At 55.0% G+C, this 26,371-nt stretch carries 22 protein-coding genes and 3 pseudogenes; 15 read left to right on the top strand and 10 right to left on the bottom strand.

The genetic code is table 11. The annotated features are described in order from the left end of the window. Positions 1-12 precede the first annotated feature (12 nt). A complete protein-coding gene (locus SJQ66_RS12045; protein WP_320534394.1) occupies positions 13-318 on the top strand; it encodes an addiction module antidote protein in 306 nt (101 codons plus the stop codon). Positions 319-1,229: 911 nt separating this feature from the next. On the opposite strand, the gene SJQ66_RS12050 is transcribed toward SJQ66_RS12045, so the two are convergent. Next, positions 1,230-3,134, bottom strand: a complete 1,905-nt coding sequence (locus SJQ66_RS12050; protein WP_320534395.1) for a glycosyltransferase family 4 protein — start codon at positions 3,132-3,134, stop codon at positions 1,230-1,232. A 231-nt stretch (positions 3,135-3,365) separates the two neighbouring features. Between SJQ66_RS12050 and SJQ66_RS12055 the strand changes: the two are divergent. From SJQ66_RS12055 to SJQ66_RS12090, 8 genes and pseudogenes are all read left to right on the top strand, one after another. Continuing rightward, a pseudogene (locus tag SJQ66_RS12055) lies at positions 3,366-4,666 on the top strand (IS256 family transposase). A 696-nt stretch (positions 4,667-5,362) separates the two neighbouring features. Further along, positions 5,363-7,951, top strand: coding sequence for a type VI secretion system Vgr family protein (locus tag SJQ66_RS12060; protein ID WP_320534396.1), 2,589 nt, complete (start codon positions 5,363-5,365; stop codon positions 7,949-7,951). A 2-nt stretch (positions 7,952-7,953) separates the two neighbouring features. After that, on the top strand, positions 7,954-8,958 hold the full coding sequence (locus tag SJQ66_RS12065) for a DUF4123 domain-containing protein (protein ID WP_320534397.1): 1,005 nt from the start codon (positions 7,954-7,956) through the stop codon (positions 8,956-8,958). A 16-nt stretch (positions 8,959-8,974) separates the two neighbouring features. Beyond that, positions 8,975-11,836 carry a T6SS effector BTH_I2691 family protein gene (locus SJQ66_RS12070; protein WP_320534398.1) on the top strand — a complete coding sequence of 954 codons (2,862 nt, stop codon included), beginning with the start codon at positions 8,975-8,977 and terminating at the stop codon, positions 11,834-11,836. Between the two features lie 2 nt (positions 11,837-11,838). Further along, positions 11,839-12,576, top strand: a complete 738-nt coding sequence (locus tag SJQ66_RS12075) for a putative type VI secretion system effector (protein WP_320534399.1) — start codon at positions 11,839-11,841, stop codon at positions 12,574-12,576. A 97-nt stretch (positions 12,577-12,673) separates the two neighbouring features. Beyond that, positions 12,674-13,420, top strand: a complete 747-nt coding sequence (locus SJQ66_RS12080; RefSeq protein WP_320534400.1) for a putative type VI secretion system effector — start codon at positions 12,674-12,676, stop codon at positions 13,418-13,420. Between the two features lie 36 nt (positions 13,421-13,456). Beyond that, entirely contained in the window at positions 13,457-13,732 is a 276-nt protein-coding gene (locus SJQ66_RS12085) for a PAAR domain-containing protein (protein WP_081765245.1), read from the top strand. Between the two features lie 205 nt (positions 13,733-13,937). Beyond that, positions 13,938-14,519 (top strand): hypothetical protein, encoded by a 582-nt coding sequence (locus tag SJQ66_RS12090; protein WP_320534401.1) that lies wholly within the window; start codon positions 13,938-13,940, stop codon positions 14,517-14,519. Here SJQ66_RS12090 and SJQ66_RS12095 read toward each other — a convergent pair. Next, the gene (locus SJQ66_RS12095; protein WP_320533890.1) at positions 14,512-15,243 is read right to left on the bottom strand and encodes an IS6 family transposase; all 732 of its coding nucleotides are present in this window, start codon (positions 15,241-15,243) and stop codon (positions 14,512-14,514) included. The two genes, SJQ66_RS12090 and SJQ66_RS12095, sit on opposite strands and share 8 nt — an antisense overlap. A 587-nt stretch (positions 15,244-15,830) precedes the next feature. On the opposite strand from SJQ66_RS12095, the gene SJQ66_RS12100 reads away from it, so the two are divergent. Further along, positions 15,831-16,648 (top strand): IS5 family transposase gene (locus tag SJQ66_RS12100; protein ID WP_320533580.1). Its coding sequence is split into 2 segments (ribosomal slippage): positions 15,831-16,179 and positions 16,179-16,648, totalling 819 coding nucleotides; the frame shifts between segments, so codons are not numbered across the junction. A gap of 114 nt (positions 16,649-16,762) precedes the next feature. Here SJQ66_RS12100 and SJQ66_RS12105 read toward each other — a convergent pair. The 5 genes and pseudogenes from SJQ66_RS12105 to SJQ66_RS29685 form a co-directional block, all read right to left on the bottom strand. After that, a complete protein-coding gene (locus SJQ66_RS12105; RefSeq protein ID WP_320534402.1) occupies positions 16,763-17,089 on the bottom strand; it encodes a hypothetical protein in 327 nt (108 codons plus the stop codon). A gap of 18 nt (positions 17,090-17,107) precedes the next feature. After that, positions 17,108-17,362 carry a hypothetical protein gene (locus SJQ66_RS12110; protein WP_320534403.1) on the bottom strand — a complete coding sequence of 85 codons (255 nt, stop codon included), beginning with the start codon at positions 17,360-17,362 and terminating at the stop codon, positions 17,108-17,110. A gap of 49 nt (positions 17,363-17,411) precedes the next feature. Continuing rightward, positions 17,412-17,795, bottom strand: a complete 384-nt coding sequence (locus SJQ66_RS12115) for a type II toxin-antitoxin system death-on-curing family toxin (protein WP_320534404.1) — start codon at positions 17,793-17,795, stop codon at positions 17,412-17,414. Positions 17,796-18,038: 243 nt separating this feature from the next. Continuing rightward, positions 18,039-18,239, bottom strand: a complete 201-nt coding sequence (locus SJQ66_RS12120; protein ID WP_320534405.1) for a transcriptional regulator — start codon at positions 18,237-18,239, stop codon at positions 18,039-18,041. 85 nt (positions 18,240-18,324) lie between these two features. Continuing rightward, a pseudogene (locus SJQ66_RS29685) lies at positions 18,325-18,435 on the bottom strand (site-specific integrase); the annotation flags it as partial. A 300-nt stretch (positions 18,436-18,735) separates the two neighbouring features. Between SJQ66_RS29685 and SJQ66_RS12125 the strand changes: the two are divergent. The 3 genes from SJQ66_RS12125 to SJQ66_RS12135 all read left to right on the top strand — a co-directional run bounded on the left by SJQ66_RS12125 (position 18,736) and on the right by SJQ66_RS12135 (position 20,414). Further along, a complete protein-coding gene (locus SJQ66_RS12125) occupies positions 18,736-19,542 on the top strand; it encodes a hypothetical protein (protein WP_320534406.1) in 807 nt (268 codons plus the stop codon). 30 nt (positions 19,543-19,572) lie between these two features. Further along, positions 19,573-19,812: a hypothetical protein gene (locus tag SJQ66_RS12130; RefSeq protein ID WP_320534407.1), complete on the top strand. Its 240-nt coding sequence runs from the start codon at positions 19,573-19,575 to the stop codon at positions 19,810-19,812. Positions 19,813-20,015: 203 nt separating this feature from the next. Beyond that, complete coding sequence (locus SJQ66_RS12135) at positions 20,016-20,414, top strand: hypothetical protein (protein WP_320534408.1); 399 nt, start codon at positions 20,016-20,018, stop codon at positions 20,412-20,414. Positions 20,415-20,613: 199 nt separating this feature from the next. Here the strand turns inward: SJQ66_RS12135 and SJQ66_RS12140 are convergent, their stop codons facing one another. Next, positions 20,614-21,504, bottom strand: coding sequence for a HEPN domain-containing protein (locus SJQ66_RS12140; protein ID WP_320534409.1), 891 nt, complete (start codon positions 21,502-21,504; stop codon positions 20,614-20,616). Positions 21,505-21,743: 239 nt separating this feature from the next. On the opposite strand from SJQ66_RS12140, the gene istA reads away from it, so the two are divergent. Then, the gene (gene istA / locus SJQ66_RS12145; protein ID WP_046154529.1) at positions 21,744-23,279 is read left to right on the top strand and encodes an IS21 family transposase; all 1,536 of its coding nucleotides are present in this window, start codon (positions 21,744-21,746) and stop codon (positions 23,277-23,279) included. Positions 23,280-23,296: 17 nt separating this feature from the next. Next, the gene (gene istB / locus SJQ66_RS12150) at positions 23,297-24,064 is read left to right on the top strand and encodes an IS21-like element helper ATPase IstB (RefSeq protein WP_320534308.1); all 768 of its coding nucleotides are present in this window, start codon (positions 23,297-23,299) and stop codon (positions 24,062-24,064) included. A gap of 86 nt (positions 24,065-24,150) precedes the next feature. Here the strand turns inward: istB and SJQ66_RS12155 are convergent. Then, positions 24,151-24,429: pseudogene (locus SJQ66_RS12155) on the bottom strand (transposase); the annotation flags it as partial. Between the two features lie 32 nt (positions 24,430-24,461). Continuing rightward, positions 24,462-26,327: an AAA family ATPase gene (locus SJQ66_RS12160; RefSeq protein WP_320534410.1), complete on the bottom strand. Its 1,866-nt coding sequence runs from the start codon at positions 26,325-26,327 to the stop codon at positions 24,462-24,464. Positions 26,328-26,371: the final 44 nt, after the last annotated feature.

Here is a 26,371-nt window from a genome sequence, read left to right on the forward strand (position 1 = left end):
GAAGGAGTAAGCATGGATGCAGTCAAATTCAGTCGATACGATACGGCCGGCTACCTCAAGACCGAGGAAGAGATTGCGGCCTATCTGGATGCGGTCATGGAAGATGTCGACCCAGCCTTGATCGCGGCAGCGCTTGGCGACGTGGCGCGCGCACGGAACATCAGCAAGCTGGCTCCCGACACCGGCATGAGCCGCGAGGGCATTTACTGGGCGCTGTCCGGCGAAGGCAATCCGAGCTTCGCGACCGTCATGAAAATCGCGGGTGCGCTCGGTCTGCGGCTGTCGTTTCAACCAGCGAGGCAAATGCACGCCGCGTAAGCGAGCAAAGACCACGTCGCGCTCGCTCACCTGGAGTGCCGCGGGCGGCTGAGCCAGCCTGCGCAGCGCAGTAGGATAGGTTGGCCCACTCGACGGGCGTCCGCCGGCATGTATCACCGCGCGTGGTAAATTTATACCAAAGAACATCCTAGAGAGGGCTAATTGGCAAAACGCGCCATCATTTGCGAAGGCGATACCACGTCGCATGGCGGCACGGTAATCGAATGAATTATCACCATTGCATAGGTCTAAAATTCCTGAAAAACGCGGTTTCTACCGCCTACACAAGTAATTTTGTAGCTATATATCAACTAAATTTGTAGAGCGTTTCCGCGGAGGGCGTAAAGATGGGGAAGGGCTGCCGTGCCAATGCGCGCCCTCATCGGCGGCGGTCGACGAATGACGGCTTTCGTGACCGTTGACGGGTGATCGAGATCGGCCAGTTTGAGACGTTCGGGTGCGTCTTACAACGGTCGCTGGAACGGCGCCTCCGCTCCAACACCTGCCCGATGCTCGACAGTTGGGGGGTGTCGACTGGCGCACCCTGATTTCATAGCGGCGCGATTAGCGCGAGTTAGTGGGCACAGACGGCAGAGAAGCGACATACCCCTATCCTCATGGAGACGGCAATCTTGGACGCCCATTCCTCACGGTTGTAACCGCGGCAGACTTTATTGGCTTTCCCACGGACGACGCGATGAATCGTCCGTCGAATATTGCTCCGCAATCATTGAATGCGCCAAGGCTGCCCCCTATGCGCCGTATTTTCAGCATTCTTTAGTTGGCGAGGGTTCGGGCATCGGACAGTGACTCATCTTCCTATCTTTCCTTCGAGTGACAATGACCTCTGCGGGAAGAGTTCAGAGCCAGCTAGTGCTGGCAAGGCAATGATTAATAGGACGCCGACGCTCCTAGTGTGAGCCAATTCGCCATTCTAAAAGTCGCCCCAATGGCGGGGGTTGCGTACCGTCCTCAATTGACTTGGCATAGAAAGCCCGAAGGTACGCCGCAGCGATATCACTACAGCAGTCAAACCAAAGATCTCCCAACGTGGCACCATCATTTGTCGTGAATAGCGGCTCGTAGAAATCCTTACTCTCTAGCAATTTCGTTGAAATCCGCACACTAAAAGTCTTGTAAGGTTCGAACCTCACTGCGTCGATGTACGTCTTTTCCTCTTCGGACGTAGGCGTGCCGAGAATTTCGATCAACTGTACGAACGCCAATGCGCGGTAATGATCTTCGGGAAATGGGAGATCGGCGAAATCCGGTGCCGCAAGCGAGAGCAACGCTCCGTTCAAAAATTCCTCTAGTTTCTTAATCTTAGGTTGATCTGCCCTGAACCTAAGCGCTGCATCAACGCGCAAGTCTGCGTCAGGATCAGAACTCTCCATCTCAAGCAATCTGTCTAAGTAACTCGATTTGACCCTGACACTCGCTCCCGAAATCCCATTGCAGAGAGCATAAAATACACTCTGAATGCGTCGGACGGTCGTGATGCAACGAAACGCAACGTGATCCTGTTCATCCAGTCCAACATCTACATCGATCGTAAGGTCTTCAATCAAAGGGGCGAGGTTGCTTAAGCTAGATGGCTTTGCCTCATGTTGGCTGCTCGACGTTTTGAGCGGATAGCCACACTCAACGACAAAGTCATCCAGCGTTTCTCTCACGCCGCCTTGTGCTCGCACCGCTGTCAGCAATTTTTCGGCTCGTTGATGTGCATCCAACGGATATTCAATTCGAGATCGAATTCGATTGGCTACCTCGTCAATCTGCTGATTAACAGCGTCGTCGGTGTTGTGATGTAGCACCGATACACCATCGACAAACGCCGCTTGTCCGAGTGACTGTACAAAGCGGTAGAAGCCTGAATTCTTTGAAACGACCAATGGGACGCCGCAACACATGGCTTCCCATGCAACAAGGCCAAACCCTTCATGCACGGATGGCATCACAAAAAGGCTGGCATCCTTGACTACGTTGAGCATCTCGGCGCGCGAGTCTGTGAACTGCAAGCACTTGACGGGTACATGATAACCGGCCTCCCGTTCGAGAAGCTCTCTGAACTCGTCGATCAAAGCTTGGTCTGGATCAAACCCATAAATGTCTACGCTTGCGTCTTGCACATCTTCCGCCAAGTGGCGCAATGCTCGTCCGATGGCTCGTACCGCTAGCGTTCCCTGTTTGACCGCATCGTTGCTGGCTTCAATTCGGCCCGAGTAAAGGATCCTGGGAGCACTGCGCGGCGTCAAGGAGGGCTTGATGCTGAGCAACGGCGGAAGTAAAAGCTTCGGTTCAGGCATCTCCTCAGATAAACGCCTGATATCCTTCAGGCTATCTAAAAGCAGCGGTCCAACCGCAAAGCACCGATTAGCTTTAGGAAAAAGCCGTTGTTGATGTTTCTCCTTAGCCCTCGCCGCTTCCGGGTCGCGCATTAATGCGATGTAGCGCCCGTATGCCATGTGATGAATCAAAATCTTTTTTGCACCTAGTTTATCAGCAATCTCGATAGCCAAATCCCCTGTAACTACATCGTGTCCCACTACTGCATCGATCCGCCCAACGTCCTTCAACAAAGTGACGGCTTGCGCGGCATCGTCGATGGGCAGCAAAAATTTGTCACCGGTACTCCTTAAAGGAAGAACGCGTGTGAGGTGTGAAAGTGATTTGTCCACGCATTGCGTGCTGGGCACCAGGCAAATGGTACGTAGGTCGTCATAGGTTGCTAGAACCGGGAGCATTTCCGCGTTGAAAACGTTGATACCCCCATGCACCGCGCCCAAGTGACTCACCACAAAAACTATCGTTGTCATAAAATCCGCGCGCTTTAATGGATGAGTGACATTCTACGGCTGTCTTGGTCGCATCAGTAGGGTTTTACGTTTCCGTCGAGGGCACATATCCTGTGTCGGGACGTTATCGATACGGTTCCCGCTCGCGGTAATGTCCCAGCCATAGTTGAAGGTTGAAGGCGGCGGTTCCCTCTGGGAATCCGAGAGAATCGGGTTTCCAGGACCAACTCCACGGACAGGAGAACCGCCGAACTGAAGCATACCAAGAAGAATCGTGAAACAGCCAGCGTGCCGTTCAGCGTCGTTGAGAAGCAGAATGAGGACGCGCTGAAAGCCTGTTTTGCGCAAAACAGTCAGATGCTGCTACCGTTGCTCGATCTGGTCCAGAACACCCGGACGAGCATCAACGAACTGATGCATGACGCCGGACGCAGCCTCATCGAGCAGCTGCTTGTCCTCTCCGCGATGGAAGTCGCGGGTGACAAGCATCCCGGGCGCGCAGCGGGTGATGTTCGCTCAGCAAGGACGGGTCCGTGATGGATGAGCGCAAGCTGAACGTCAAACGCCCGCGCCTGCGCAACAAGGCCGGGGCCGAAGTGGGGATTCCGGCCTACGAGCAGTTGAGCCAGAATCCGCGCCTTGGCAAGCGCGTGCACGACATCATGGTCACTGGCGTGTCGACCCGCAAGTACGCGAAGGTTCTTCCGGAGATGGCCAGCTCCGTGGGCATTTCGAAGAGCAGCATCTCGCGCGAGTTCGTCAAGGCCAGCGAGAAGGCGCTTTCCGAGTTGATGGAGCGGCGCCTGGACGAGAAGGACATTCTCGCGATCTACATGGACGGCATCATCGTCGACCAGCGACATATCCTTGCGGCCATTGGCGTTGACAGCGAGGGCGACAAGCACCTGATGGGGCTTGCGAGCGGGTCGAGTGAGAATGCGGAGCTCGTCAAGGACCTGCTGCGAGGCCTCACCGATCGCGGCTTGCCCACCGATCGTGAGTACCTGTTTGTTGTTGATGGGTCCAAGGCGCTGCGCTGCGCCATTGAGGCTGTCTTCGGAGAGCGTGCCCATGTGCAGCGTTGCCGCACGCACAAGGTGCGTAATGTCATTGAGCGGCTGCCCCGGGAAGTCGCTTCGCAGGTCGCCGCCGTCATGAAGGCAGCCTACAAGCTGCCAGCGGAAAAGGGACTTGCCCGGATCAAGACGCAGGCCGCCTGGCTGGCGAAAGACTACCCGGACGCGGCGGCCTCGCTGCTCGAGGGACTGGAGGAAACGTTCACGGTCAACGAACTGGGGTTGACGCCTGCGCTGATGCGCTGCCTGCCGACGACCAATATCATTGAAAATCCGAACGGCGCGGTGCGTCGCGTCACGCGTCGTGTGACGCGCTATCGTGATGCTGATATGGCGCTACGCTGGACAGCGGCCGGGTTTCTGGAAGCCGAAAAGCACTTCCGCAAGATCAGCGGCGTGAAGGATCTCTGGATTCTCTCCGAAGCCTTGCATCGCTCTACGAACAAAACCGTTGACCACAACCTGAAGTCTGCCTAACCTATGCAACTCCCGCCGTCCCAACCTGCAACTGTCTTTGTGACATTGCCCAAACGACCGCTTCGGCCGAATTTCTGCCATATGACGTTAGAAAAACGGAAAGCGCTGCTCGGCTAATATCTGTCCGACGGTGAAAATCACGAGCGCGACGGGCATCATGCGGGGTTGTCGTACCAAGATAGTCATGGCATCTAGAACCGATATCTAGCAATGAATAATTGTTAAAAGATATCCTTCGATCGCTTTAAATAAAAATCGCGACGGGTCGGCCTCCGGCGCGAGCAGCGTAAATATTGCTTAGCGCGAGAGAGGCAGGAAATAAATGCTCCTCAATCGAAGGTTGCCGTTATTCGCTCGCCATTGTCTTCAAAACAATATTGAACTGTCTGGTAGTGGCCGGTACTATTACCTTTTAGTCTTACCGACTTAGTTAAACGGACTAGTCATTTCGGTGTTGGATTATCCATCTTGTGTGCACGGGCGATGCGATCATGCGTTTCGATTTGTGTTTGTTCGACCAGCTTTTTTGTAGCCGAGAGACGCGTGCCATGCTCAGGCGGCCGTCGTGCCGTGACTTGTGCGGTAGACGGTAGACAGTAGACGGCGCTACCTGCTGTTCCACTAAGCCAAGCCGGCTTTAATGAAAACGATGACCAACAGCGCGTAACCGCGCTGTGAAACGAACTGAAAAAAATCATGGATGCCTACGAGCAGATCCAGTCCAGTAACCCGCTGGGGGTACAGAACAACCGGCCGCTGAAGCTCGATACCCCGGCGGGAAAGGATGTATTGATGCCATTGCGCGCGGTAGGGCACTCACGCATCGGTCGCGGTTACAGCTTCACGGTCGACATGGTGTCAACGTCGCGCAAGCTCGAACTCAAGCAGTTGATCGCACAGCCCGTCACGCTTTGGATACGCCAGAACGACAAAACGTACAAGCCGCATCATGGTTACGTGCATACGGTGCGTCGCCTTGGCATGGACGGTGGGCTCGTCCATACGCAACTGGAATTTGCGTCCTGGCTTCACTTCCTGCGCTTTCGTAAGGATGCCAGGATCTGGCAAGATACAACAGTCATCGACATACTGACCGACGTGTTTAATGCGCATCCTCAGGCACGGGGCAGATTCAAGTTCAAGCTGTTCGGGGAACTGCGCGATCCCTTGCCGCAACGCTCGTTCTGCATGCAGTACGAGGACGACTGGAACTTCGTGCACCGGATCCTGGAGTCGGAGGGATTGTGGTTCTACTTCGAGCAGTCGCCGGATGGGCAGTCCCACACGATGATCATCACGGACTACAACTACTACTGCGACGAACTGCAGCCCGGTCAGATCGATTTCTCCCGTGCACAGATGGACGCCGAGGTGGAAGGATTTTCGCATTGGTCGGGAACCCGCACACTGCAGAGCACGCGCTATACCGGTGTCACCGGCGACTACAAATCCCCGGGCTCAAGCAAGGCGCGCAGCAAGGATACCCTACCTAACCAGGGCGATTTGCCGCAGCAGACCGAAGTCTACGAATACACCGGCAAATATACGTGGCCCGACTATAAGCGTGGCGACCATCTGGCTACCTTGCGGATGGAGGAGATGGAGTCACGGGCCAAGCGGTTTCATGGCGCGGGCAGTATCCGCCGGATGGACGCGGGCCGATATTTCGAGTTGCGCAATCACCCGGACCACCAGAATGATGTGCAGCAGGAACGTGAGTTTCTCGCCATCGACGTGCGGTGGTTTATCGCAAATAACTTGTCGACGGGCAACACCCGACCATTGCCCGGGAGCCTGGAGACCGAAGTAGCCGATGCGCGTGCAGACTACCTCGGTGACCAACTGGGGGCTGAGAAGACCGGGAGCGCAAAACTGAGTGCGTCCGCGAGCGGTGGGAGTGCTGGCTTCTTCTTGACGCTGGTTGAAGCGCAGCGCATGAGTGTGCCGTACCGCAGCCCGTTCGAGCACAGGAAGCCGCAGATGCGGATTCAGACGGCGACCGTGACGGGACCTGCAGGCTCGGAGGTCTACACGGATTCGCTGAACCGCATCAAGGGCAAGTTCGAGTGGGACCGGCTGAATAGCGGAGACGAGAATGCCTCGTGCTGGCTACGGGTGGCGATGTCGGATACGGGTGGCAGTTACGGCGGTGTGCACGTGCCCCGTGTGGGCGAAGAAATCTTGGTGGATTGGGTCGACGGGGATTGTGACAGGCCGATTGTGACGGGGCGCGTATACAACGGCTCGAAGACGCCAAATTGGCATTCGAATGGACTGCTGTCGGGTTATCGGTCAAAGGAATACGGCGGCAGCGGGTATAGCCAGATGGTACTGGATGACTCGACGTCCCAGCCACGTATGCAACTTTACAGCTCAAGTGCGAATTCTCAGCTCCACCTGGGGTATCTGGTTGCGCAGAACGGCAACACGCGCGGGGCTTACCTGGGCAGCGGCTTCGACCTGAAATCGGACGCGTATGGCGCAATTCGCGCGGGCCAGGGACTGTATGTCTCGACCCATCCTGCAAACGCTGCCCAGCCGATGAACGTCACGGCGGCAAGCGAGCAACTGGCGAGCGCGGAAAGTGTCACCGAGCTCGCGTCGCAGGCCAGCACATCAAATCAGGCTGAAAGCCTGCAGGACGGCTTGGACGCACTCAAGAAGCTTACCGATGCGACGCAATATAACGTGGCGGGCAACAGTGGTGGTGTTGGCGGTAACACGGGGGGCGGGGGCACGGGTAACGCAAATGGCTTCTCGACCCCAATCATGCTTATTGCAAGCCCCGCGGGCGCTGGCCTGTCGACGCAGGACTCGGCTCATATCACGGCGAACCAGCAAGTCAATATTGTCAGTGGCAAGAGCACAAACGTGGCAGCGGGTAAATCGCTCATCGCCAGCGTGATGGAGAAGATCAGCCTGTTTGCACAGAATGCGGGGATCAAGCTTTTTGCCAGCAAGGGCAAGGTCGAGATCCAGGCGCAGAGCGATGAGATGAAGCTCGCCGCGCTCAACGACGTGACGATTACCAGTTCGAGCGGCAAGGTCGTGATCTCCGCGGATAAGGAAATTTGGATCGGCGCGGGCGGTTCATACATCAAGATCACATCTGAGCTCATCGAAAACGGGACAAGCGGACAGATCTTGGAAAAAGGCGCGTCTTGGAGCAAGCAGGGGGCATCGTCAATGCGCTTGCCCACGCCGATCACAAGCGTTACGAAGGGATGTTCCTGGAAAACCGCGACCGCATCCGCTAATAGCGCGTCAAGCGTACCGCTGGAGTAGGCATGGTCGAATCTACGCAGACACACGGGCGCGACGATCGCCCTTATCCAGCCACTGTTGATCTCGGTGCACCTCAGGTCCGGGAGCAGGTGGCGGCTCTCAAGAGTTGGTTTCGTCGACACCCAGATATGCGTTGCCTGCTCATTATCGATCCGACTCAAAATGATCCCGCCGCCGACGGCAGCCAATTGCTAGCAAGTCTCTCCAGGATTGACTTGACGATCGATCATGAGGCAGTGTCGCCAGCGCATTACCCTTATCTTCTTGAGCTGGATCTTGAAAGTACCGCGGGGGCCGATGCGCTTGCGCAAAGCGTGGAATTGGCATTTGACGATCGTCGGCCGCAGGCGATGGCTGAAGGCATGGGGCAACGCATCGGTGGTTGGCTCGCGACTACGGCGGCACCGCAAGAGGTTGCGTCGCATTGCTCTCGCATGATGCTTCAACGTGACGATCGAGATCGTCTTTGCCTGTTGAGGTTTTACGACCCACGAGCATTTGCGCTTCTATGGCACGTGCTGTCGCCGGTACAGCAACAGTCCCTGTTGGGACCGATCCAGGCATGGCACACGCTCGACGCGAGTGCCATGCCAGTGAGCCGATTGAATACCATGGGCCGTCGGGACGAGTTCGAGCTCGACGCCGCGCAGTGGCAGGCGATTCATCGCCACGGCATCGTGAACCGTGCGCTTGCGCTGCATGCTTACGACCAGGATCGTCAACCGCACCAGCATGAAGTCGACGTGGCGGTCGCGGCGGCCGCGCGAGCGCGCCAATACGGCTTGATTGACGAGGAAGATGAGGTGAAGTTTGTTAGTCACGCACTAGCATGGCACCCAGAGTTTGATCTGCATCCCAAGGTTTTACAGATTCTTGGTCGTAAAGCAGACGATGAGTTTTATGCTGAACAAATCGAACAACTCACGCCGGAAGAAATCGAGGAAATTTGTGAAGGGGTTTGGCATGAGCGCCTGAGAACCTCGAATAACGCGGGTGGTCGTACCTGAACATCACGATAAGATCATGGAAAACGCTGCTTCAACCTCTACCGAAAATTGCCCAAATTGTGATAAATCCGGACTTGCGATTTTGCCGGTTCGGTACACGGTCGTGCCGCAAACGATATCGAGTGCCATGCCTGCGGACATCATCGGGCTCGGTGTGATGGATGTTCCGCTGAGCGCACATCACTACAGCTTGCGAACTTTGCGTGAAGGCTGGCTTTATCTTTTCTACGAAAAAGGTGCGAGAGGCAGCAACTACTGGGAAGCCTACCGAGTAACGGAAGACGGGCGGCTCTGGAACCACAAAACGCCTGTGCCTTCGGAGCGCAAAGCGCATGCTGCCTGCGGGAAGCGCGGTAGCGCAGTTCCTATGGAGGTGATTGCCATCGAGAAACCTGAAAAGGCAACAAAGGTGTTCATCGCGTTTTCAGAGTATCCGTGGAACAAAAACGTATTCGAGAAGTACGCGTCCAACGCACAGTTGCGTAGCGATCGCATGCAGGTGATCATGCCGTCGACGTGGATTCAGACGGGCAGTGGTATGTTCGGCATGAGGAAAGGTGAGGCTGGGCATGCGACGGCAGCCACTCAGGCCAGCATCGACCAGATCGTCGAGTACCAACCGGGTTTGAAATCCGACCTGCTAGCGCCTCCTGCTAAGCCGATCACGACGGATGCCGATGGCCGAGCTACCGACGATAGCCTGTGGGCGCAGGAAGCAACGCGTTATCCATTGTATATTCGTCAAACCTCTCCGTCCGGTTCAGCCAGCAAGGACCTGGTCAAACTCATGGAAGAGATCGGCAAGAATGAGGGCGGTACCCCGCACAAGCCGATGCTCCTAGCGCTTTGGGATGGGGTAGGCATCGCCCACGAGCTCGCGGGATTCCACAACGACCCAGCGGGTGCGCTGATGCGCTATACCAGTGCGCAGACAGTGCGGGTTGACGCGGCTCAATCCATCGATTCGGCTGAAGCGGCCGTTCGCAGTGGTGCAGCGTTGAGTGAAAGTGCCTGGCGCCAGTCCCTCATGAGTAGTGCTCTGGGCGGCTATGAAGGAATGGGACTCATGATGCCTGGCACACAAGAGCAGATCGACAAGGCCGGGCAACTCACGCCTGAAGAAAAGCAGGCTGCGGGGGATAAGGCTTGGAAGAAATACCAGGCGAGCCTCAAAGGGGGCAGGTGGCCGAACAGCTTTAGTAAGTGGTTTGATCAAGTGACTGACAAATGCGAGCAGTTGCAGAAGCAGCGTGTTCCTGATCGCGATGCTTGGCTATCCGCTGATACCTTTCGGCACGCACTGAATGACTATGATCCGAACGATGCGGGCGATGGAATGGCGTTTACCGGCGTGATCGACGAGGCGTTTGCCGGATTGCCAGCCACCGATACGGGTTTGCGTATTGTTGAAAAGGTAATCAACAACATGGACCCGATGGACGAGCGTAGCTACTTTTGGCGGGCGTTCGCTTATAACCAGACGGATATTCGTCAAGATTTAAAGACGTTCCTGGCTGGGGTACAGGCGAAGAAAAGTGAATCAACGCTGGACCAGGTGGCGTCGTGGTACGAAGACAGGCAAGCGGACATTTCCAGCTATCTCGGCTATTTTAAGTCGTTTACGAAATTTTACGAGAAGATGGATGAAGTGTTCAAGCGTGAGCGCGCGGGATCGGCAACCGAGCAGCCGCTCAAGGCGCTGCAGGTCGATCGGCTGACAATGTGGTCCGGGCGTGCATTGGTCAACGTATTTGGTCCGATTTCACGCAGTATCGGAGGGGCTTTGATCAAGGGGGCCTTGATGGTTCGCGGAGGAATCGCACTTGAAGATGCCAAGCGCATCACGGTCAAGCTTGCGGCGTGGGAAGGGCAGATGGACTCGCTGGTGAGACTGAAGGTTAGCGAGTTCAAGGCTCAGAATCCAGAAATGAGTCCGCTGCAGCTTCGTGCGAAAGCATATGAGGCGTTAGCGAACGATGAGCGGGGAGCACTTGTACGTAGGCTCTACGCGGATGCGCAGGTGACATCGAATGCGACTCGGGATAAGGCGATTGCATCGGTGAAGCTGTCCGGCGCATTATTCGTTATCGAATTGATGAACTATTTCCTGCTATGGACCAAGGCGAATAAGACGACGGATGATGATTTGGCGATTGTGAGCGGGACATTCTCACTGGCGGGCGCGGCACTCAACGTGCAAACCAAGTGGCTGGGGTCTTTCGCAAAGTCCGCAGCCAGCCTTACGCTTTCGAACATGAAAGTGGGGGCTAGCTGCCTGGGGGGGCTATCGTCGTTTATATCTGTGTGGACTGATTTGGATAAAGCATCCGCTGGCATTAGATCGGGTAATCGCAAACAGGCTATGTTTTATGGATTGAAAGCTGCGCTCGACTCCGCATCGGGTATGGTGTCAGTCCTGACGGCACTGAGTTCGTCCGCGCCATTACTGATGAAATCCGTCTCGCCGAGTAAGCTGAAATTCCTAGGGAAGCTCTCCGCGCGCGTGGCGGGTGCCCAGGCCCAATTAGACGGAAGAGCAGCTGGTCTGACAGGGGAGGCTCTACAAGCAGCTGTGAAGCGCGCCGCATGGAAGGCAGCGGGGACTATTACGGGCGAAACGGTTGCTGCCGGGATCGCATCGGAAGTTTCGGCAGGCGGGTGGCTATTGATCAGCGGGCGCTTGATCCTGATAGCAACCGGCTGGGAAGTTGCGTTAATTCTGACGGTCATTACCCTCGTATACAACTATTTCCAGCCGGACGATCTGGAAAACTGGCTCGCAAACTGTCCTTTTGGGACGGCGCCAAAATCTGACTGGACGATGGAAAAACAGCGTGAAGCATTTGAGTCGGCCCTGGCCGCCACGGGATATAACTGACGATGGAAAATCAACAGAGTACGGGCCCAGTACTTCTGCGCGGGAGCATTACTGGATTGACGAAGCGCCGAGCGTCCTATGAAACTGTCTTTACGGAATCAGACAAGCAAGCCATGGAGCGTACTGCGCTCGTGGCGGCGCTTGCTGGCCTTAACGATGTTGCATTGAACCTAAGTGCTTCGACCGAATTCACGGACACGGTAGCTGATCTTGTGACGTTTAATCTGAACGGCGAAGTGGTCCGCGCGTGGATCTGGCTGTCGGTCTTCGAAAATGGGGATGAGGTAGAGGTCGTGGCCGAGCGCGCGGGCGAGGACTGGATAGGATATGCGGTCAGGCGATGCTCGGACGGCATTCTGTCTGTTCATCCGCACTGTGAGCGGGGTAGTCGGGCGCTTACAAAATTCTTTATGAAATGGTCACTTACATTTTGGAGTGGATGCGCTTTAGTCCCAACACTTTTTCTAGTATTGTCGCTACCTCATAGTCACAGGGAGTGGATATTAATTGGACAGACCTTATTGTTTATTTGGTTAGTCATTGAAATAATGGCAGTTTTTATCGCATATAGAATCAGTCGGCGTTTCAAGAAACAGTTACCTATGGCAAACAAGATATTCGCGACCTTTGGCTGGACGGACCCTCCGAACGTCGATTTGCCAAAAGCTTCGAAAAAACTAAGACAACCAGGGGATACCTGGGAAATGGGAAAGCTGATTTTCCGCTACGGTAAGGTGTGACTTGTGGAAGACAAATGTGGATGCTCATAGCGATATGCAAACTCGTCCCTATGGCGACCTATGGCATTCGCTCGGGCGGCTCAGGTGCCCTGACAAGATGACGGATGGTCCACTCAACACGGCCACCGTACTTCTGCGTGGAAGCATTACTGGATTGACGAAGCGCCGCGCGTCCTACGAAACTGTCTTCACGGAATCAGACAAGCAAGCCATGGAGCGTACTGCGCTCGTGGCGGCGCTTGCTGGCCTTAACGATGTTGCACTGAATCTGAGTGCTTCGACCGAATTCACGGACACGGTAGCTGATCTTGTGACGTTTAACCTGAACGGCGAAACGGTCCGCGCGTGGATCTGGCTATCGGTCTTCGAAAATGGGGATGAGGTAGAAGTTGTAGCCGAGCGCGCGGGAGAGGACTGGATAGGATATGCGATCAGGCGATGCTCGGACGGTGTTCTATCCGTTCACCCGCATTGTGAGCGGGGGAGCAAAGCGAACTTCAAGTTCTTCCTCAAATGGTCAGTGCTGCTCTGGAGTGCATGTGGAGCTGTGCCAACGTTAATCCTGACGGCGATAGCTATATCCGATGGCATTTCGAATCGGTGGGAGTTATTTGCTGAAGTTATTTTAACCGGATGGGCAGTATGGGAAGCTACAGCGGTTTTTATCGCATATAGAATTAGCCGGCGTTTCAAGAAACAGTTACCTATGGCAAACAAGATATTCGCGACCTTCGGCTGGTCTGACCCACCCAACGTCGATTTGCCAAAAGCTTCCAAAAAACTAAAACAGCCAGACGACACATGGCAGATGGGTAAGCTGATCTTTCGCTATGACGTAAAGTAAAAACCAATCGAACGCTAGATCTTCATTTGAGAGACGATGAGTAAAGAACTCGTGTGTGATGGCGACGCGACAACTACAGGCGGGCATGTCATCGCGGCAGTTTCAAGCATGTACGACGGCGAGAGGCGCGTCGCGTTGGATCGTGAAATGGCGACGTGCGGCAAGTGTCCGGGAGAGCATCCGATCCAGGGCTCTGGCACCGATATGCAAGAAGACGGGCGCGCTTGCGTGCTTGATGGCGATCTTGTTCTTTGCCCCTGCGAGAAAAACCACGTAAAGGCCAGTGCTGATGCAGGCTGCAAGTCGGCTTAACGCAGATCTTTCTTCTCTATACGTTCAGCAAGGTCGACGTGCCGGACTTGGTGAAGTTTGAGAAGTACTGCTGGTCTTGACCAGCCATGTGGGACGATCGCTGAGCATAGGCGGCATCGCCGCCCGGCTGGCGAGCAACGGCTGGATCGAGGTGTAAGGTTTTTCAAGATAAGGCGCGTTCTCCACATTCCCGCATTACATGATCATGAATCGACCGCCATTGACTTCCGACGCAAGCATTCTGGAAGTTGACATTGAATCGCTACGCTTTGCGCTCGGGAAGCACGTCGTGCTTTCCGATGGCGCAATGCTTGCCTCCGGCGACCTTTTCAAGGTGGTGCTGTCTGGCTCGATGGCGCTGGATGGCCAACCTCTACGGTGCGCTGGTTTCTTACCAGGGGTCACGCTATGGTTGAGCGCGGGTCACGTGCGTCCGATGGACGGCGAAGACCCAGATGAACTGCTTGACTACATCTGGCAGAAGATCCGCCCGAGACTCATCGAGTGGTTGGGCGTGCCCGCGTCGCCCGCAGCCGTAAAGATGGCGTTCCGTGACTTGCGTCTCGAAGCCGGGTGGGACGATCGGCACCGTGGACAGGCCGGCGCCATGGAGATTGAGGTACGGCACGCGCCAGAGGCAATCGCCCAGTACCGCAAACGTCGTCGCTCGCAGCCACTTGTAGAGCGAGCGCCCACGCCGGACGAAGAAACCCGTCAGCAGGGCTTTGTCAAGTTGACGGCTAGAGGCCAGCTGCTTATCACAAACGTAGTTATCCTTATTAGATAGCTTTATGAGATGCGGCAGTCACAGTCCAACCATGCCATGTGGCGAAACGTTCCTGGAGTACGGCACGATGACATGCCGCGTTCATTTGATGTCTGGGCAGCGCGAAGTGCTGCCGGATCGGGCCAAAACATGAGAGAAATGCTTGCGCGCGACGTGCATCGCGAAAGCCACACATCTGGCGTTCGCGCCTGCGGGTCGGCTGGTGGCTGTTCTCGGCGCGGTTGTTCACACGTGCAGCCGCCTTGACGAACACGTGCTTCACATGAGCGAGTTCGGGAATGTCAGCCTTCGCCGCCGGATAGCTGCGCAACTGGTCGGTCACGATCTTGCTCGGCACCGGGTTTGAGCGCAGCACCCTTCGGAAGAAGCGCTTTGCCGCAGCCTTATCGCGCCGCTTTTGCAACAGCACATCAAGCTCGGTGCCGTGCTCGTCGACTGCTCGCCACAACAGATACGGCTCGCCGCGCAGCGTCACGAACATCTCGTCCAGATGCCATATGCTGCCCGGCCTTGGCCTCGCTGCTTTGGCGCTCCGGGCGAATTTGGCGCCAAATTTGTCGCACCAGCAACGGATCGTTTCGTACGTGACTACGACACCACGCTCGAGCAACAACTCCTCGACGTCGCGCAGGCTCAGGCTGAACCTGAAATACCACCGAACCGCGCAGCTGATGACGATAGCAGGGAAGCGGTGACCGTGATAAAGCGATTTCGTTTTCTTCATCACTTCATTCTACCGCCGCCTTCCCATCAACCTGACAGTGCCCTGTCAACGCATGCTCACGCGGTGTTTTCTGGACCGGCGGCATAGGCTTCGGCTTCGGCGGCACTTCTACTTTACTAGTCGGCCCGCGTTCGAGCCAACCGGTGAACGCGGTTCCTGCCGCCTTTAATAGCAGAAAAATAGCAACGATGACTTGTATGAATAACCACACTCCAGCGGCATCGATAACCGCTCGCCAGATCACATCAAAGAAGCTAAGCGACGAGTTTTTCAGCTCATAAAAAAAGCGAGCAGGACAAGAGGCAGGAAAAGTCCATATCTATTCATATACGCACTCGATTTTGCAGTTGCTAATTATTTGATGACTGTTTTCAGATCAATCTTCGGACTTAGTCTTTAGCATCGAATCGTAGAGCTCAAAGCCAAGCGTTATCGGCAGAATCATCCACCCAATCCAGTTCCACCACACTGATAACACCGCGGCAACTATTCTTGTTAGAGACCGTTTCAAAAAGACCGCGAGGGGGGCTGTTAACCTTTTCGTCAAACTGCTAACCTTGGTCATCTGAACAACTGGAACCAAGGTGATGGGTGCACCGATCATTGATGACGAACTGTGGGCATTGATAGAACCTTTGCTGCCTCCGCCAAAGCCACGCCGCAAGAAATACCCAGGACGACTCCCGGTTTCCAACCGGGCTGCACTGAACGGCATCTTGTTCGTATTCAAGACCGGGATACGCTGGTGTGACCTCTCGACCAAACTCGGATTCGGCTCCGGGCCGACCTGCTGGAGGCGTTTGCGCGACTGGCAAAGGGTCGGCGTGTGGGGCGCGTTGCACGCACTGCTGCTCGCGAAGTTACGCGAGGTCGGCGAACTCGATTTCTCACGGGCGGTGGCCGATTCATCTTCGGTGCGAGCCGTTGGGGCGGGCGAAAAACTGGCCCGAACCCCACCGATCGCTCGCGACCGGGCTCGAAGCATCACATCCTCGTCGATGCCACTGGCGTCCCCGTCAGTGCCATCCTGACTGGCGCGAATCGCAACGACGTTACCCAGTTGCTGCCGCTCATCGACGCGATCCCGCCTATTCGCGGCGTACGCGGTCGACCGCTTCGCAAGCCCAAAGTCATCTACGCAGATCGTGGATACGACTCTGAGCCGCATCGCGAGCGGCTTCGTGCGCGCGATATCGAACCGGTGATCGCTAGGCGCCGTACGGAACACGGCAGCGGACTCGGCAAATTCCGCTGGGTAGTCGAGCGTACGCATGCATGGCTGCACAATTTTCGTCGTCTTCGCATTCGCTTCGAGCGTCGAGCCGACATTCACGAGGCATTCCTTAAACTTGGTTGCGCGCTCGTCTGCTGGAACATCTTCAGACGTGCCGAGCAGTCTTTTTGAAACGGCCTCTTAAGAATAGGTACTTCAATTTCATATTTGCGCTCCGTGTGTTCCTATCCATTAGGAAGCAGCATCAGGCGCGCTCGCGGCACCTACGCGCTTTCTCGGCTTTTCCTAGATCCTCGACTGCGAAATGCCAGCGTAGTCTTCACCGTTAGCGACATGCTCGCACAGGATTTTCACGCTCATCAGGTTCTCTTCGGGAATCTCAGAGCAGCTTGACCAACTCTCCTGGGCGTCCAAAGATACCAGACCCCACAAGTTGTACGCCTCACCGTAGGTCAGCGAAACACCTAAGCTTGCCATCGCAGCCTGAACGGCACGAACGTCCTGCACATCGTCTGGATGCCCTGGATTCTCCGCCGTCAGGTGCGCATTCGCGCCCTTGCAGTTTGCGAGCACCAGCGCTAAAGCGTCGCTCAATTCGGCAGGAAATACCATTATGTTCTTTTCCTATGCCTAATGTTCCTTAAGTACCGATGCTCGCCACTGGTCGCGTGTGAGGCCACATCGCTCCAGTTCTGCATCTGACGGACCCTTATGTTCTTGCTCGTATTGAGCCAAAAACCTATATTTATCAACACCGGCAGGAATAAAGACGAAAGTCTCTGTGCCATCGCATTTGCTTTCGATGCCTTGCAAGGGCTTCGCGTTGATGACCGGACACATACCAACGGTAAGAGCGAGGGTGAGACCGATCATTCGATACGACATGTGGATTCCTTGTGCATGGCCAATACTGCTTTTATGATTTATTTCCGTTTTACTCAATAGCGATTGAGAACAGCAGGTCAGCAAGCTCTTTTTCGTTAAGCGTTCCTTCCGCCACATCAACCATGATGTCTTCAAGCTCATCAGAGCGAGGCACGTCATACCCCTGTATAGCGAGATAGGTTAAGGCCGTAACAAGGGCTGTCCTTTTGTTAGCGTCGTTAAATACATGACCTCTTGCCAAAGCGACGGCATACATAGCGGCAATCTCAAAAACATCGTCTAGTTGTTCATAGAGAATGCGGCTATCAATCCGCGCTAATGCCCCTTCCAACGGACCTACACCATGCCCCCCGGCTAATCCTGGCTCTTGCCGAAGGATCAGGTCATGAATCTCGATGACCTGATGCGCATCAATGACGTTCTGGCTCGTCATCTTTTTGCGAGCGCCTTAATTACTTTGTCGTGCGTGGCAATGACCCGCTTTGCGGCACTGAGCACGACACGACTTCCTTCGCTACCCGTCAATTTCATTTCGACAGGGCGTAGCGAGCCTGTGCGTTTCTTGACGTCAATACCGTAATTTTTTTTCGTCATCATTTCTCATCCCTTTCACCGTGTTGAATCGTAACAGCGAGAGTCAATCGTATATACTCATTGAGTATATTTCAAGCGGTTTTTAAAGATTCTCCAAAATCTCGCGAACAAACTTCCAAGCCATATCCGGCATGCTGCGGTATTCGGCCGATTCAGTGGACAACAGCCAGTTGTCCAGGGTGCGTTTCTTCGTTCCAATGCGTTCCGCGAACTGTTCGCGAGTCATATCCAATTGAGTCATTGCATGCCGCAAAAACTCTTGTTGTGTAGTCGGCGTACCCATATGGGCGGAAGCTCCTTCAAATATACTCATCGAGTATATGATTTTGCCGGTTAGTTCGCAAGGTGAATCGCCGCAATTGCGTCTCTTATTTCTCGCATGGACACGGCCACGTAGGCCGGAGTTGGTCCATATGTGCATGCCCTAATAGCTGCTGCACGACCTCATAGGGGGTTCCGTTCGCGATTAGTCTGGTCGCGAACGTCCTGCGGCCGGATTTTGCTAGCTAAAGATATAATATTTCTATAAATTCAGTATGTTAGTCGTATGTATATCACATCGACAGCGTATCCAAGTTTATCGGTTGACTCGTAATTGTGCTGCGCGGTGAATTCTGCATAATGCATGTGATTGCCGGGGTGTCGCCGGACGGCCAGTAGCGGTCATCCGACCGGGTTGCCTAGATCGTCAACAACTTGAGCATCTCGTACAATGCGGTTGATTCTTCGTGCGCGGTAGGATAGCGCCACAAAACACCAAAGATTTCCGGGGGCGGCACGTGGGCGCACAACTGATCAAGATGCAACGTAGTAGTGCCGCAAGAAGACGATTCGAAAATATCAACCAGAAGCGCGACGCGTATCTGATCGTCCACTACTCTTGTGAATCGTTCTATGACATTAAGGACGGACGAACACCACGCATCACTTCGATTGCCGTCCGGAATTTCGTTTCGGGTCAAACGCACTCGTTTTCGATTCACAAATGCGCGGAGCAAAGCGGCGCAAGCGCGACTGACATTCCGGATAGCTACGATAATTTAGAACGGATGATGCTGGATGAGTACTTTGCATTCGTGCGCTCTCAAGGTGGCTTCAACTTTATCCACTGGAACATGCGGGATATCAACTACGGCTTCCAAGCTATAGAACACCGACTGAAGGTGCTGAAGGGCGATCCTTTTGTGATTGACGACGGCCGCAAGTTCGACATGGCCAAAGAGCTAATCGCGATCTATGGTCCCGGCTATACGCCTCACGGGGAACATGGTCGCTTATTCAGTCTTATGGACCTGAACAAGATCACGGCCAAAGACGCTATGAACGGCAAAGAGGAAGCCCGCGCGTTCGATGACAATCAGTTCGTGGCCCTTCATCAATCGACACTGCGCAAAGTGGACGTGATGTCCAACATCTTGGAACGCGTGCTGGATGGATCGCTGAAAACCACAGCCACATGGTGGGAGGCGCGTGGTCTGCATCCTGTTGCGATCGTTGAGCTTGCGAAAGAGCATTGGCTTTGGACGGTTTTCACGTTGCTTTTCGGTGCGATAGGCATCGTGTCCTCAATTAAAGGGCTACTGTAGCCATCTGTTTCGGTTTAATTGGAGGTGGCAATGACAAGTGTCGAAGAGCAGCGGGCAGAAGAACGGGCAGCAATTGATAACGAACGGCGTGCGTTTGAGCGACGTCAACGAGCATTCATCAAGGTCCATCAACAGTTCGCGCCACAAGGCAATGGGGCACCCGCAGATGCGGACCTAGAAGAACTTGACGCCGCAGATGCAGACCATCGCGCGGCTGTCGCGGAGATGGATCGCATTTCCGAAGAGATACGTGCTGGCAAGCGCCGATAGCCGCACTAGGTAGAGCGAGGGTAAACGGGTGATCTATGCATAGTACGTGCAGGCAAAACTTCACCCAGTAAAGGCGGCCGCTGGTGATGCAAGTTATCTAAAAGAATGAACACGCGGATGGATCAACCTTGTCACATCGACCGGTTGAATCCGCAGTCAAACTCGGCCGACGGCGCGATCGATAACCAAGAAGGAGCCCGGAAATGAATGTTAGAAAGATAATATTGCTAATCTTGCTGGCAATAGCTTCCGGCGTGGCACAGGCACAGGTCAAACTCATGTTGTTCGGGGGCACGAGTCATGATGTCTATTTAGGCTGTCTGAACTGTTCAGCTGTGGCACCCGACTCAGTTCACAATGATATCGGCCAATACGGGTCAGACATTTTGCCGCAGAGCATCTTCAATGACATAGGCCAGTACGGATCAGGCATATCTTCAGAAAGCCCTTGCAATGACATAGCGGCTGATCCGCCGGTAGTCGTTGACCAAAATGGCGGATTCTACGGGTATCTGACGCTCAATGATACGCATCCCAAAGCGGTCACAGATCAGAACATCCTGGCGTGGTTAAAACATAAAGTGTGCAAAGTGCAACGCTGACCGCCTCGAAGGGCGGCTTTCAAGCGGCGTGGATGGCTGCTCAGGGTCGGTTTGAGCCGGTCGCGGATCGCCGGTGAGGCGATCGGTTGAATCCGCAGCTATGGGTGTGGCCTAATTGCGGTACAGACGTTTGGGCCGCTGATCATTTACCATTTAAGCCCAAGCACTCTATATCACGCGAAATCTTATCTACATAAAATCAATGCGATGCTTTACCAACGGGATCTGTTGGCGGCGTAGTGTCACCAAGCATTGACGCGTCGAACAGGTACGCAGAGTGAAACTCTAAAGTTCGCTCTCCACACTCGATGTACATATGACCGACATGTCGGACAGCATCGGGAGTAACGCCGAAAATCTGATCTGCGGTGAACTTTCCTTTGTGGCGTCCCAAGTGCCAGTCTTTGTGCATTTGCGTGAAATAGTCGGAAAAAGCAATTTCACGGTCCGGCCCTATCGTAAAGCACGTGAATACGGCGGATGGGTTGCGCGAAGACAGGTCCTCAAACGAAGCGGCGCCGACCGAAAAGAACTCGGCTGAACCCGTCACACGTGCAAGATGCATCTCGTTTATCTGCGCATGGCGGCGCAGGCGTGTGAACGGACTCCGTATCCCCTTCAAGAAATCATCCTTTGAAAGGCCGAAGTCGAGGTATGCCCAGTAGGTTAGCAGCAGCTCAATTTTGCTGACCACGATATGGATCTGCTGGAGTTCGCCCACATCCAGTTCGAGGGCGTCCGCATGCGCGACCTTGTCCCGCATTTTCTTGACCAGTCGGAAATTTTCATCCGAAAGGTTAATGATTTTAACGATATCTGCGTCTGTCGAAGCGATCGCTGCGGTATATTTTTCCGGAAACTTTGCCTCTTGAGCATAGGAAAATGTATTGCGGACGGCATCCAGCACGTCCGTAAGCACCTTTTGATCAAGCGGCGGGGCGAACCTGTCCAGTACGTCGTGTAACTCCCGCATCTTGTCGGGACGTGGTGGCCTAACCGCTTTCTTCGGTGGATTGTGGCTGACGTAGCTGTCCAGCAGTGAGACGTAGCCGAGGGCGTTATATTCCCAGAATCCCTCGTAACGCTGCATACTGGGTATTCCGGTCGATCGTGACCGGTCATTCCGGTATCGTGACCGACGGTTCCGTTTCAACGTGACCGGTCAATATGATTGAACGTGACCGATTTGGGTGAGTGGCCGGAATGACCGGTCACGATACCGGAATCGTCGGTCACGTTGCCGGACCGGCGTCATACAGCATCAGAATGGTGTTACGCGACTAACCTTATTTCGCGAGGGTACGCTTTCCAGATTTCGTCTGGAGTAGCATGCCCGCGCCAAGGATTACGATGCGTAAGATCAAGGACGTATTGCGGCTCAAGCTCGACGCTGGGCTGTCGCACGAACAGATTGCCGCTGCCTTGCGGCTCTCCAAGGGCGTTGTCACCAAGTACGTGGGGCTGGCCGCCGCTGCCGGGCTCGACTGGCCCACGGTGCAGGCCTGTGACGAGGTCGAACTCGAACGGCGTATTCTGGTCGGCCCGAATTGCCAGCGCGAACGCGTGCAGCCGGACTATGGCCGTTTGCACCAAGAACTGCGGCGCAAAGGCATGACGATGATGTTGCTCTGGGAGGAGTACCGCCAGGCGCATCCAGGCGAGCCCACCTATCAATACTCGCAGTTTTGCGTCAATTTGAAGTGCTTCGCCAAGCGGCTCAAGCGTTCGATGCGGCAAATCCACCGCGCAGGCGAGAAGCTGTTCATCGACTTCGCCGGACCAACCATCGCATTGGCAGACGGCACCCGCGCGCATGTCTTCGTCGCCGCGCTGGGCGCGTCTTCCTACACCTTCGCGTGGGCCACACCGCGTGAGAGCATGGCAGACTGGTTGGAAGGCACGACGCGGGCGTTGCATTTCATTGGCGGCGTGCCGCAATTGATTATCCCCGACAACCCGAAGGCGATGATCACCGACCCCGACCGGTACGAGCCACGGGCGGCCGACATGGTGTTCGACTTTGCCCGCCACTACGGCACCTCGGTGCTGCCAGCGCGGCCCTATCACCCGCAGGACAAGGCGAAGGTCGAGTCTGCGGTGCAGGTCGTCGAGCGCTGGATCATGATGCGCCTGCGCCATCAAGCCTTTACGAGCGTCGCCGAGGTCAACGTCGCCATCGCGCCGTTACTGGCACAACTCAATGCCAAATTATTCCAGAAGCTACCAGGGAGTCGATCCAGCACCTTTGAGGCGATAGACCGTCCAGCGTTGCTGCCGTTGCCGATGCAGCGTTACGAGCTGGCCCACTTCAAGCACGTGCGCGTGCCGGTGGATTACCACGTCAGCATCGACGATCATCGCTACAGCGTGCCGCACGCGCTGGTGGGATTGGTGCTGGAGGCGCGCATGACAGCAGCGGGGATCGAGCTGCTGCATCGTGGGCAACGCGTTGCAAGCCATGTCCGCTCTAGCGTCGCGGGTGGCATCACAACCGTGCCGGAGCACCTTCCGGCGGCCCATCGCGCGCACCTGGAATGGACGCCGAAGCGCCTGTTGCATTGGGGTGAGGAGATCGGCGTTGCCACCGGCACCGTCATCACTCGATTGCTGGAGAAGCACCGTCATCCCGAGCATGGCTACCGGGCGTGTCTGGGCTTGCTGTCCTTGGCTCGGCGCTACGGTAAATCACGTCTGGAGACGGCCTGCGCATTAGCGATCCAACTCGGCACATGTCATTACCGACATGTGCGCGACATCTTGGTGAACAAGCGCGATCAGACAAGCGTCGCTACCTATGGCACGCCACCGAGTGATTGGGTCAGTCCGCATCACGCGCATGTGCGCGGCCCGTCTTACTACCAATAAAGCAAAGGATACGGATCATGATGATGCACACCACACTGACGCAGTTGCGTGCCTTAAAGCTTGATGGCCTGGCCGATGCACTACAGGACCAGATGACCCAGCCGGGCATGACGGACATGAGCTTCGAGGAGCGTATGGCCTTATTGGTCGATCGCGAGATCCACGCACGCAATGACCGCAAACTGGCACGCTTACTGAAACAGGCGCGGCTGAAGTACGGCCAAGCCACCATTGAAGATATCGACAGCCGTCCGAGCAAAGGCGTGGATCGCCGCGCGGTGCTCAGCCTGGCGCTGGGCGATTGGGTCAGCGCCGGGCACAGCGTGTTGATTACTGGGGCGACAGGAGCAGGCAAATCCTGGCTCGCCTGTGCGCTTGCGCAGTACGCGTGTCGACGCGGGTACTCGGCGCTCTATCAACGTGTGCCGCGCTTACAGGAAGAACTGCGCATCCGTCACGGCAGCGGCGTCTTCGGCAAATGGCTGTTGCAACTCGCCAAGACCGACGTTCTGCTCCTCGATGACTGGGGCATGGGGACGATCGACAGTGCCACACGCTCGGACTTGCTGGAGATCATCGACGATCGTGCCGGCACCCGCGCCACCATCATCACCAGCCAACTTCCCATCGAACACTGGCACGCCTGGATTGGTGACGCGACCATTGCAGACGCCATACTTGACCGCATCATGCAGCGAAATCATCGCTTCACTCTCAGCGGCGACTCGCTGCGCCAGGGCGCCGTCAAAACACCTGAAAAGGAGATAAATATCGACCCATCGTGACCGCTACCTCTACAATCTGAACGCGTAACACCATTCCATGCGCAATCGGTCACGATAACGGAATCAGCGGTCACGTTCGCCGGAATACGCAACTTCGCCAGCAGCAGTGCGTGCAACGCGCTCCACACGCCGGCTCTTTGCCAGTCGCGCAAACGCCTCCAGCAGGTCGGCCCAGAGCCGAATCCGAGTTTGGTCGAGAGGTCGCACCAGCGCATCCCGGTCTTGAATACGAACAAGATGCCGTTCAGTGCAGCCCGGTTGGAAACCGGGAGCCGTCCTGGGTATTTCTTGCGGCGTGGCTTGGGCAGGGGCAGCAAAGGTTCTATCAATGCCCACAGTTCGTCATCAATGATCGGTGCACCCATCCCCTTGGTTCCAGTTGTTCAGACGACCAAGGTTAACAGTTTGCCGAAAAGGTTAACAGCCCCCTGGCGGTCTTTTTGAAACGGCCTCTTAGTTGAACACGATGCAGAATTCGGCCTTTCTCTATTTTGGACTTTACCAGTTCAACGCGTAGCCGGTCGGCGCCAAGCAGCGTCAATTCGCGGTTAAAGCGACTCACATATGCATCAGTGATTACCTTCGCAGATATTTCGTTTGCCTTGTTGGAAAGAACGCGAGAGTTCGCAAGTGACTTCCATCCCTCATAGTCTTTCACTGCCTTCAAACGCTCGATTTCCGTAGTCACAGCTACAATTTGTTGCGCGACCCACCGCTTTGCTTCGAGCTCCAATTTTTCCTTAGTCGCCTTTGCTCTGTCGAAAGCCAACGCGTCGTTATCGTGTGAAACGGCATCCACTTCTAAACGCGCCCAATACTCTTGTAACGTACGAGTAGCCTCAGATACATCATCGACCGCTTGAACTTCATTCTGCAGTTCTTGGGCCACAAGACGTTTTTTGACTTCATCAGCGGATGCCCAGAAACGCTCCAGATACTGAATCCAGTCATCGCCTAATTCGGCAGCTTGACACTGAGTCAAAATATTAGCTTTAGTTGGAATGAGAGGAAGCGCGGTCAACGCATCACTAAGGACACGTTCGGCCGTTCTAGCATCAGTTTCCAATGCTCCTACGACGAACGACTCAAACTCTCTCAATCTATGCTGCGCATCCTGAGTTAATTCTTGATGGCACAGCACACATCGTGCGTCGTCTACCACGGGGAAATCACGCCCGGGATACGCCGTTTGTGAATATGCACGAGCGGCCTCCCACAGTGCTTTCCAAGTATGCGTCCCAACACCATCGAATTTGGATGTGGTTACTTTTGCTCCTTGCTCTGCAATACGCCGCTTTGCAATAGCATCAGCGCGAAGACCTCGAACGAGTACGATATTTTCAGCACCGTACGCCTTAGCAGAGCCCTGTAGAGCGGATACGACTCTTTCAATTTCTCGCTTTTTCGCCCGCTTCGCTCTGGCAAGCCCGGCGTGGTCAACCACTTTGAGCCGCTCGGTGATGGCCGCCAGGCTGGCGTCGTGTTCAGCCGTCCAGGTGGCGATGTCAGCCAGCACCTGCTTGGTCGTATTGAATTTCAGCCCTTTATACGCTTTTCCAGAAATTGTTAAATCGTACTGATTCGGCAGGATAGGCAATCCTGAAACTAACTTGTCTTGCTCTGACTGCAATCTACGCTTGATACTATCGCAGCCCGTTGCCAACGACTCGAAAAGCGAGACAACGGGAGGTGTATAAGAAGCAGCGCTTTCGCTTTTCAAATAATGAGTTGCTTCATCGCTATCGAACACATCGATAGACCGAAGCTCTTCAACGACCCCACCGCCCGTCAACCATTCACATAGCTTTGGCTGGTCAGATACCGAGATGCAAATGGTACAAGATTGCCCCACTGGTGCATCGACGAATACATTCGACTTTAGCAGTGTCGCCCTTGGCTTACCTGCAGCGCATTTGAGAATCCGCGTGTAGCTCGACTTGCCAGACCCGTTGTGGCCATATATGACTGTGAGATTTCCTTTTCCTATCGCTAACGGTTTCCGTGGGGCCAAATTCTCAATTCCGACGACAGGCCCAATGCTCAAAATCCGTATTGTCTGGTTAATCTGGTCAGGTTTTACCAGCTCATCGAATTTTCTTTGCGTCGTTACCCGCTGACCTTCAGGTGTCTTTATAAGAGCAGCAAGCGCCACGCAGTCGGCTTCACGCAACGCTCCATTTTTTAATATTCGTTCCGCTGCATCCTGGAGCCAATCTGGCTGTCTAAATAGCCATGCACGTATTTCATGAAATACGACCTCCATGTGCTGCCTCCGATTAATGCGTGTTCTGGTTTAAAAGCACAACT

It is taken from the genome of Robbsia andropogonis (assembly GCF_034047095.1).
Lineage (GTDB): Bacteria > Pseudomonadota > Gammaproteobacteria > Burkholderiales > Burkholderiaceae > Robbsia > Robbsia andropogonis.

Excerpts from the sequence above, each read along its gene's own strand:
- SJQ66_RS12045 (WP_320534394.1), top strand. The coding sequence starts at position 13 with ATGGATGCAGTCAAATTCAGTCGATACGATACGGCCGGCTACCTCAAG.
- SJQ66_RS12050 (WP_320534395.1), bottom strand. The coding sequence starts at position 3,134 with ATGACAACGATAGTTTTTGTGGTGAGTCACTTGGGCGCGGTGCATGGG.
- SJQ66_RS12060 (WP_320534396.1), top strand. The coding sequence starts at position 5,363 with ATGGATGCCTACGAGCAGATCCAGTCCAGTAACCCGCTGGGGGTACAG.
- SJQ66_RS12065 (WP_320534397.1), top strand. The coding sequence starts at position 7,954 with ATGGTCGAATCTACGCAGACACACGGGCGCGACGATCGCCCTTATCCA.
- SJQ66_RS12070 (WP_320534398.1), top strand. The coding sequence starts at position 8,975 with ATGGAAAACGCTGCTTCAACCTCTACCGAAAATTGCCCAAATTGTGAT.
- SJQ66_RS12075 (WP_320534399.1), top strand. The coding sequence starts at position 11,839 with ATGGAAAATCAACAGAGTACGGGCCCAGTACTTCTGCGCGGGAGCATT.
- SJQ66_RS12080 (WP_320534400.1), top strand. The coding sequence starts at position 12,674 with ATGACGGATGGTCCACTCAACACGGCCACCGTACTTCTGCGTGGAAGC.
- SJQ66_RS12085 (WP_081765245.1), top strand. The coding sequence starts at position 13,457 with ATGAGTAAAGAACTCGTGTGTGATGGCGACGCGACAACTACAGGCGGG.
- SJQ66_RS12090 (WP_320534401.1), top strand. The coding sequence starts at position 13,938 with ATGAATCGACCGCCATTGACTTCCGACGCAAGCATTCTGGAAGTTGAC.
- SJQ66_RS12095 (WP_320533890.1), bottom strand. The coding sequence starts at position 15,243 with ATGAAGAAAACGAAATCGCTTTATCACGGTCACCGCTTCCCTGCTATC.
- SJQ66_RS12105 (WP_320534402.1), bottom strand. The coding sequence starts at position 17,089 with ATGGTATTTCCTGCCGAATTGAGCGACGCTTTAGCGCTGGTGCTCGCA.
- SJQ66_RS12110 (WP_320534403.1), bottom strand. The coding sequence starts at position 17,362 with ATGTCGTATCGAATGATCGGTCTCACCCTCGCTCTTACCGTTGGTATG.
- SJQ66_RS12115 (WP_320534404.1), bottom strand. The coding sequence starts at position 17,795 with ATGACGAGCCAGAACGTCATTGATGCGCATCAGGTCATCGAGATTCAT.
- SJQ66_RS12120 (WP_320534405.1), bottom strand. The coding sequence starts at position 18,239 with ATGGGTACGCCGACTACACAACAAGAGTTTTTGCGGCATGCAATGACT.
- SJQ66_RS12130 (WP_320534407.1), top strand. The coding sequence starts at position 19,573 with ATGACAAGTGTCGAAGAGCAGCGGGCAGAAGAACGGGCAGCAATTGAT.
- SJQ66_RS12135 (WP_320534408.1), top strand. The coding sequence starts at position 20,016 with ATGAATGTTAGAAAGATAATATTGCTAATCTTGCTGGCAATAGCTTCC.
- SJQ66_RS12140 (WP_320534409.1), bottom strand. The coding sequence starts at position 21,504 with ATGCAGCGTTACGAGGGATTCTGGGAATATAACGCCCTCGGCTACGTC.
- istA (WP_046154529.1), top strand. The coding sequence starts at position 21,744 with ATGCCCGCGCCAAGGATTACGATGCGTAAGATCAAGGACGTATTGCGG.
- istB (WP_320534308.1), top strand. The coding sequence starts at position 23,297 with ATGATGATGCACACCACACTGACGCAGTTGCGTGCCTTAAAGCTTGAT.
- SJQ66_RS12160 (WP_320534410.1), bottom strand. The coding sequence starts at position 26,327 with ATGGAGGTCGTATTTCATGAAATACGTGCATGGCTATTTAGACAGCCA.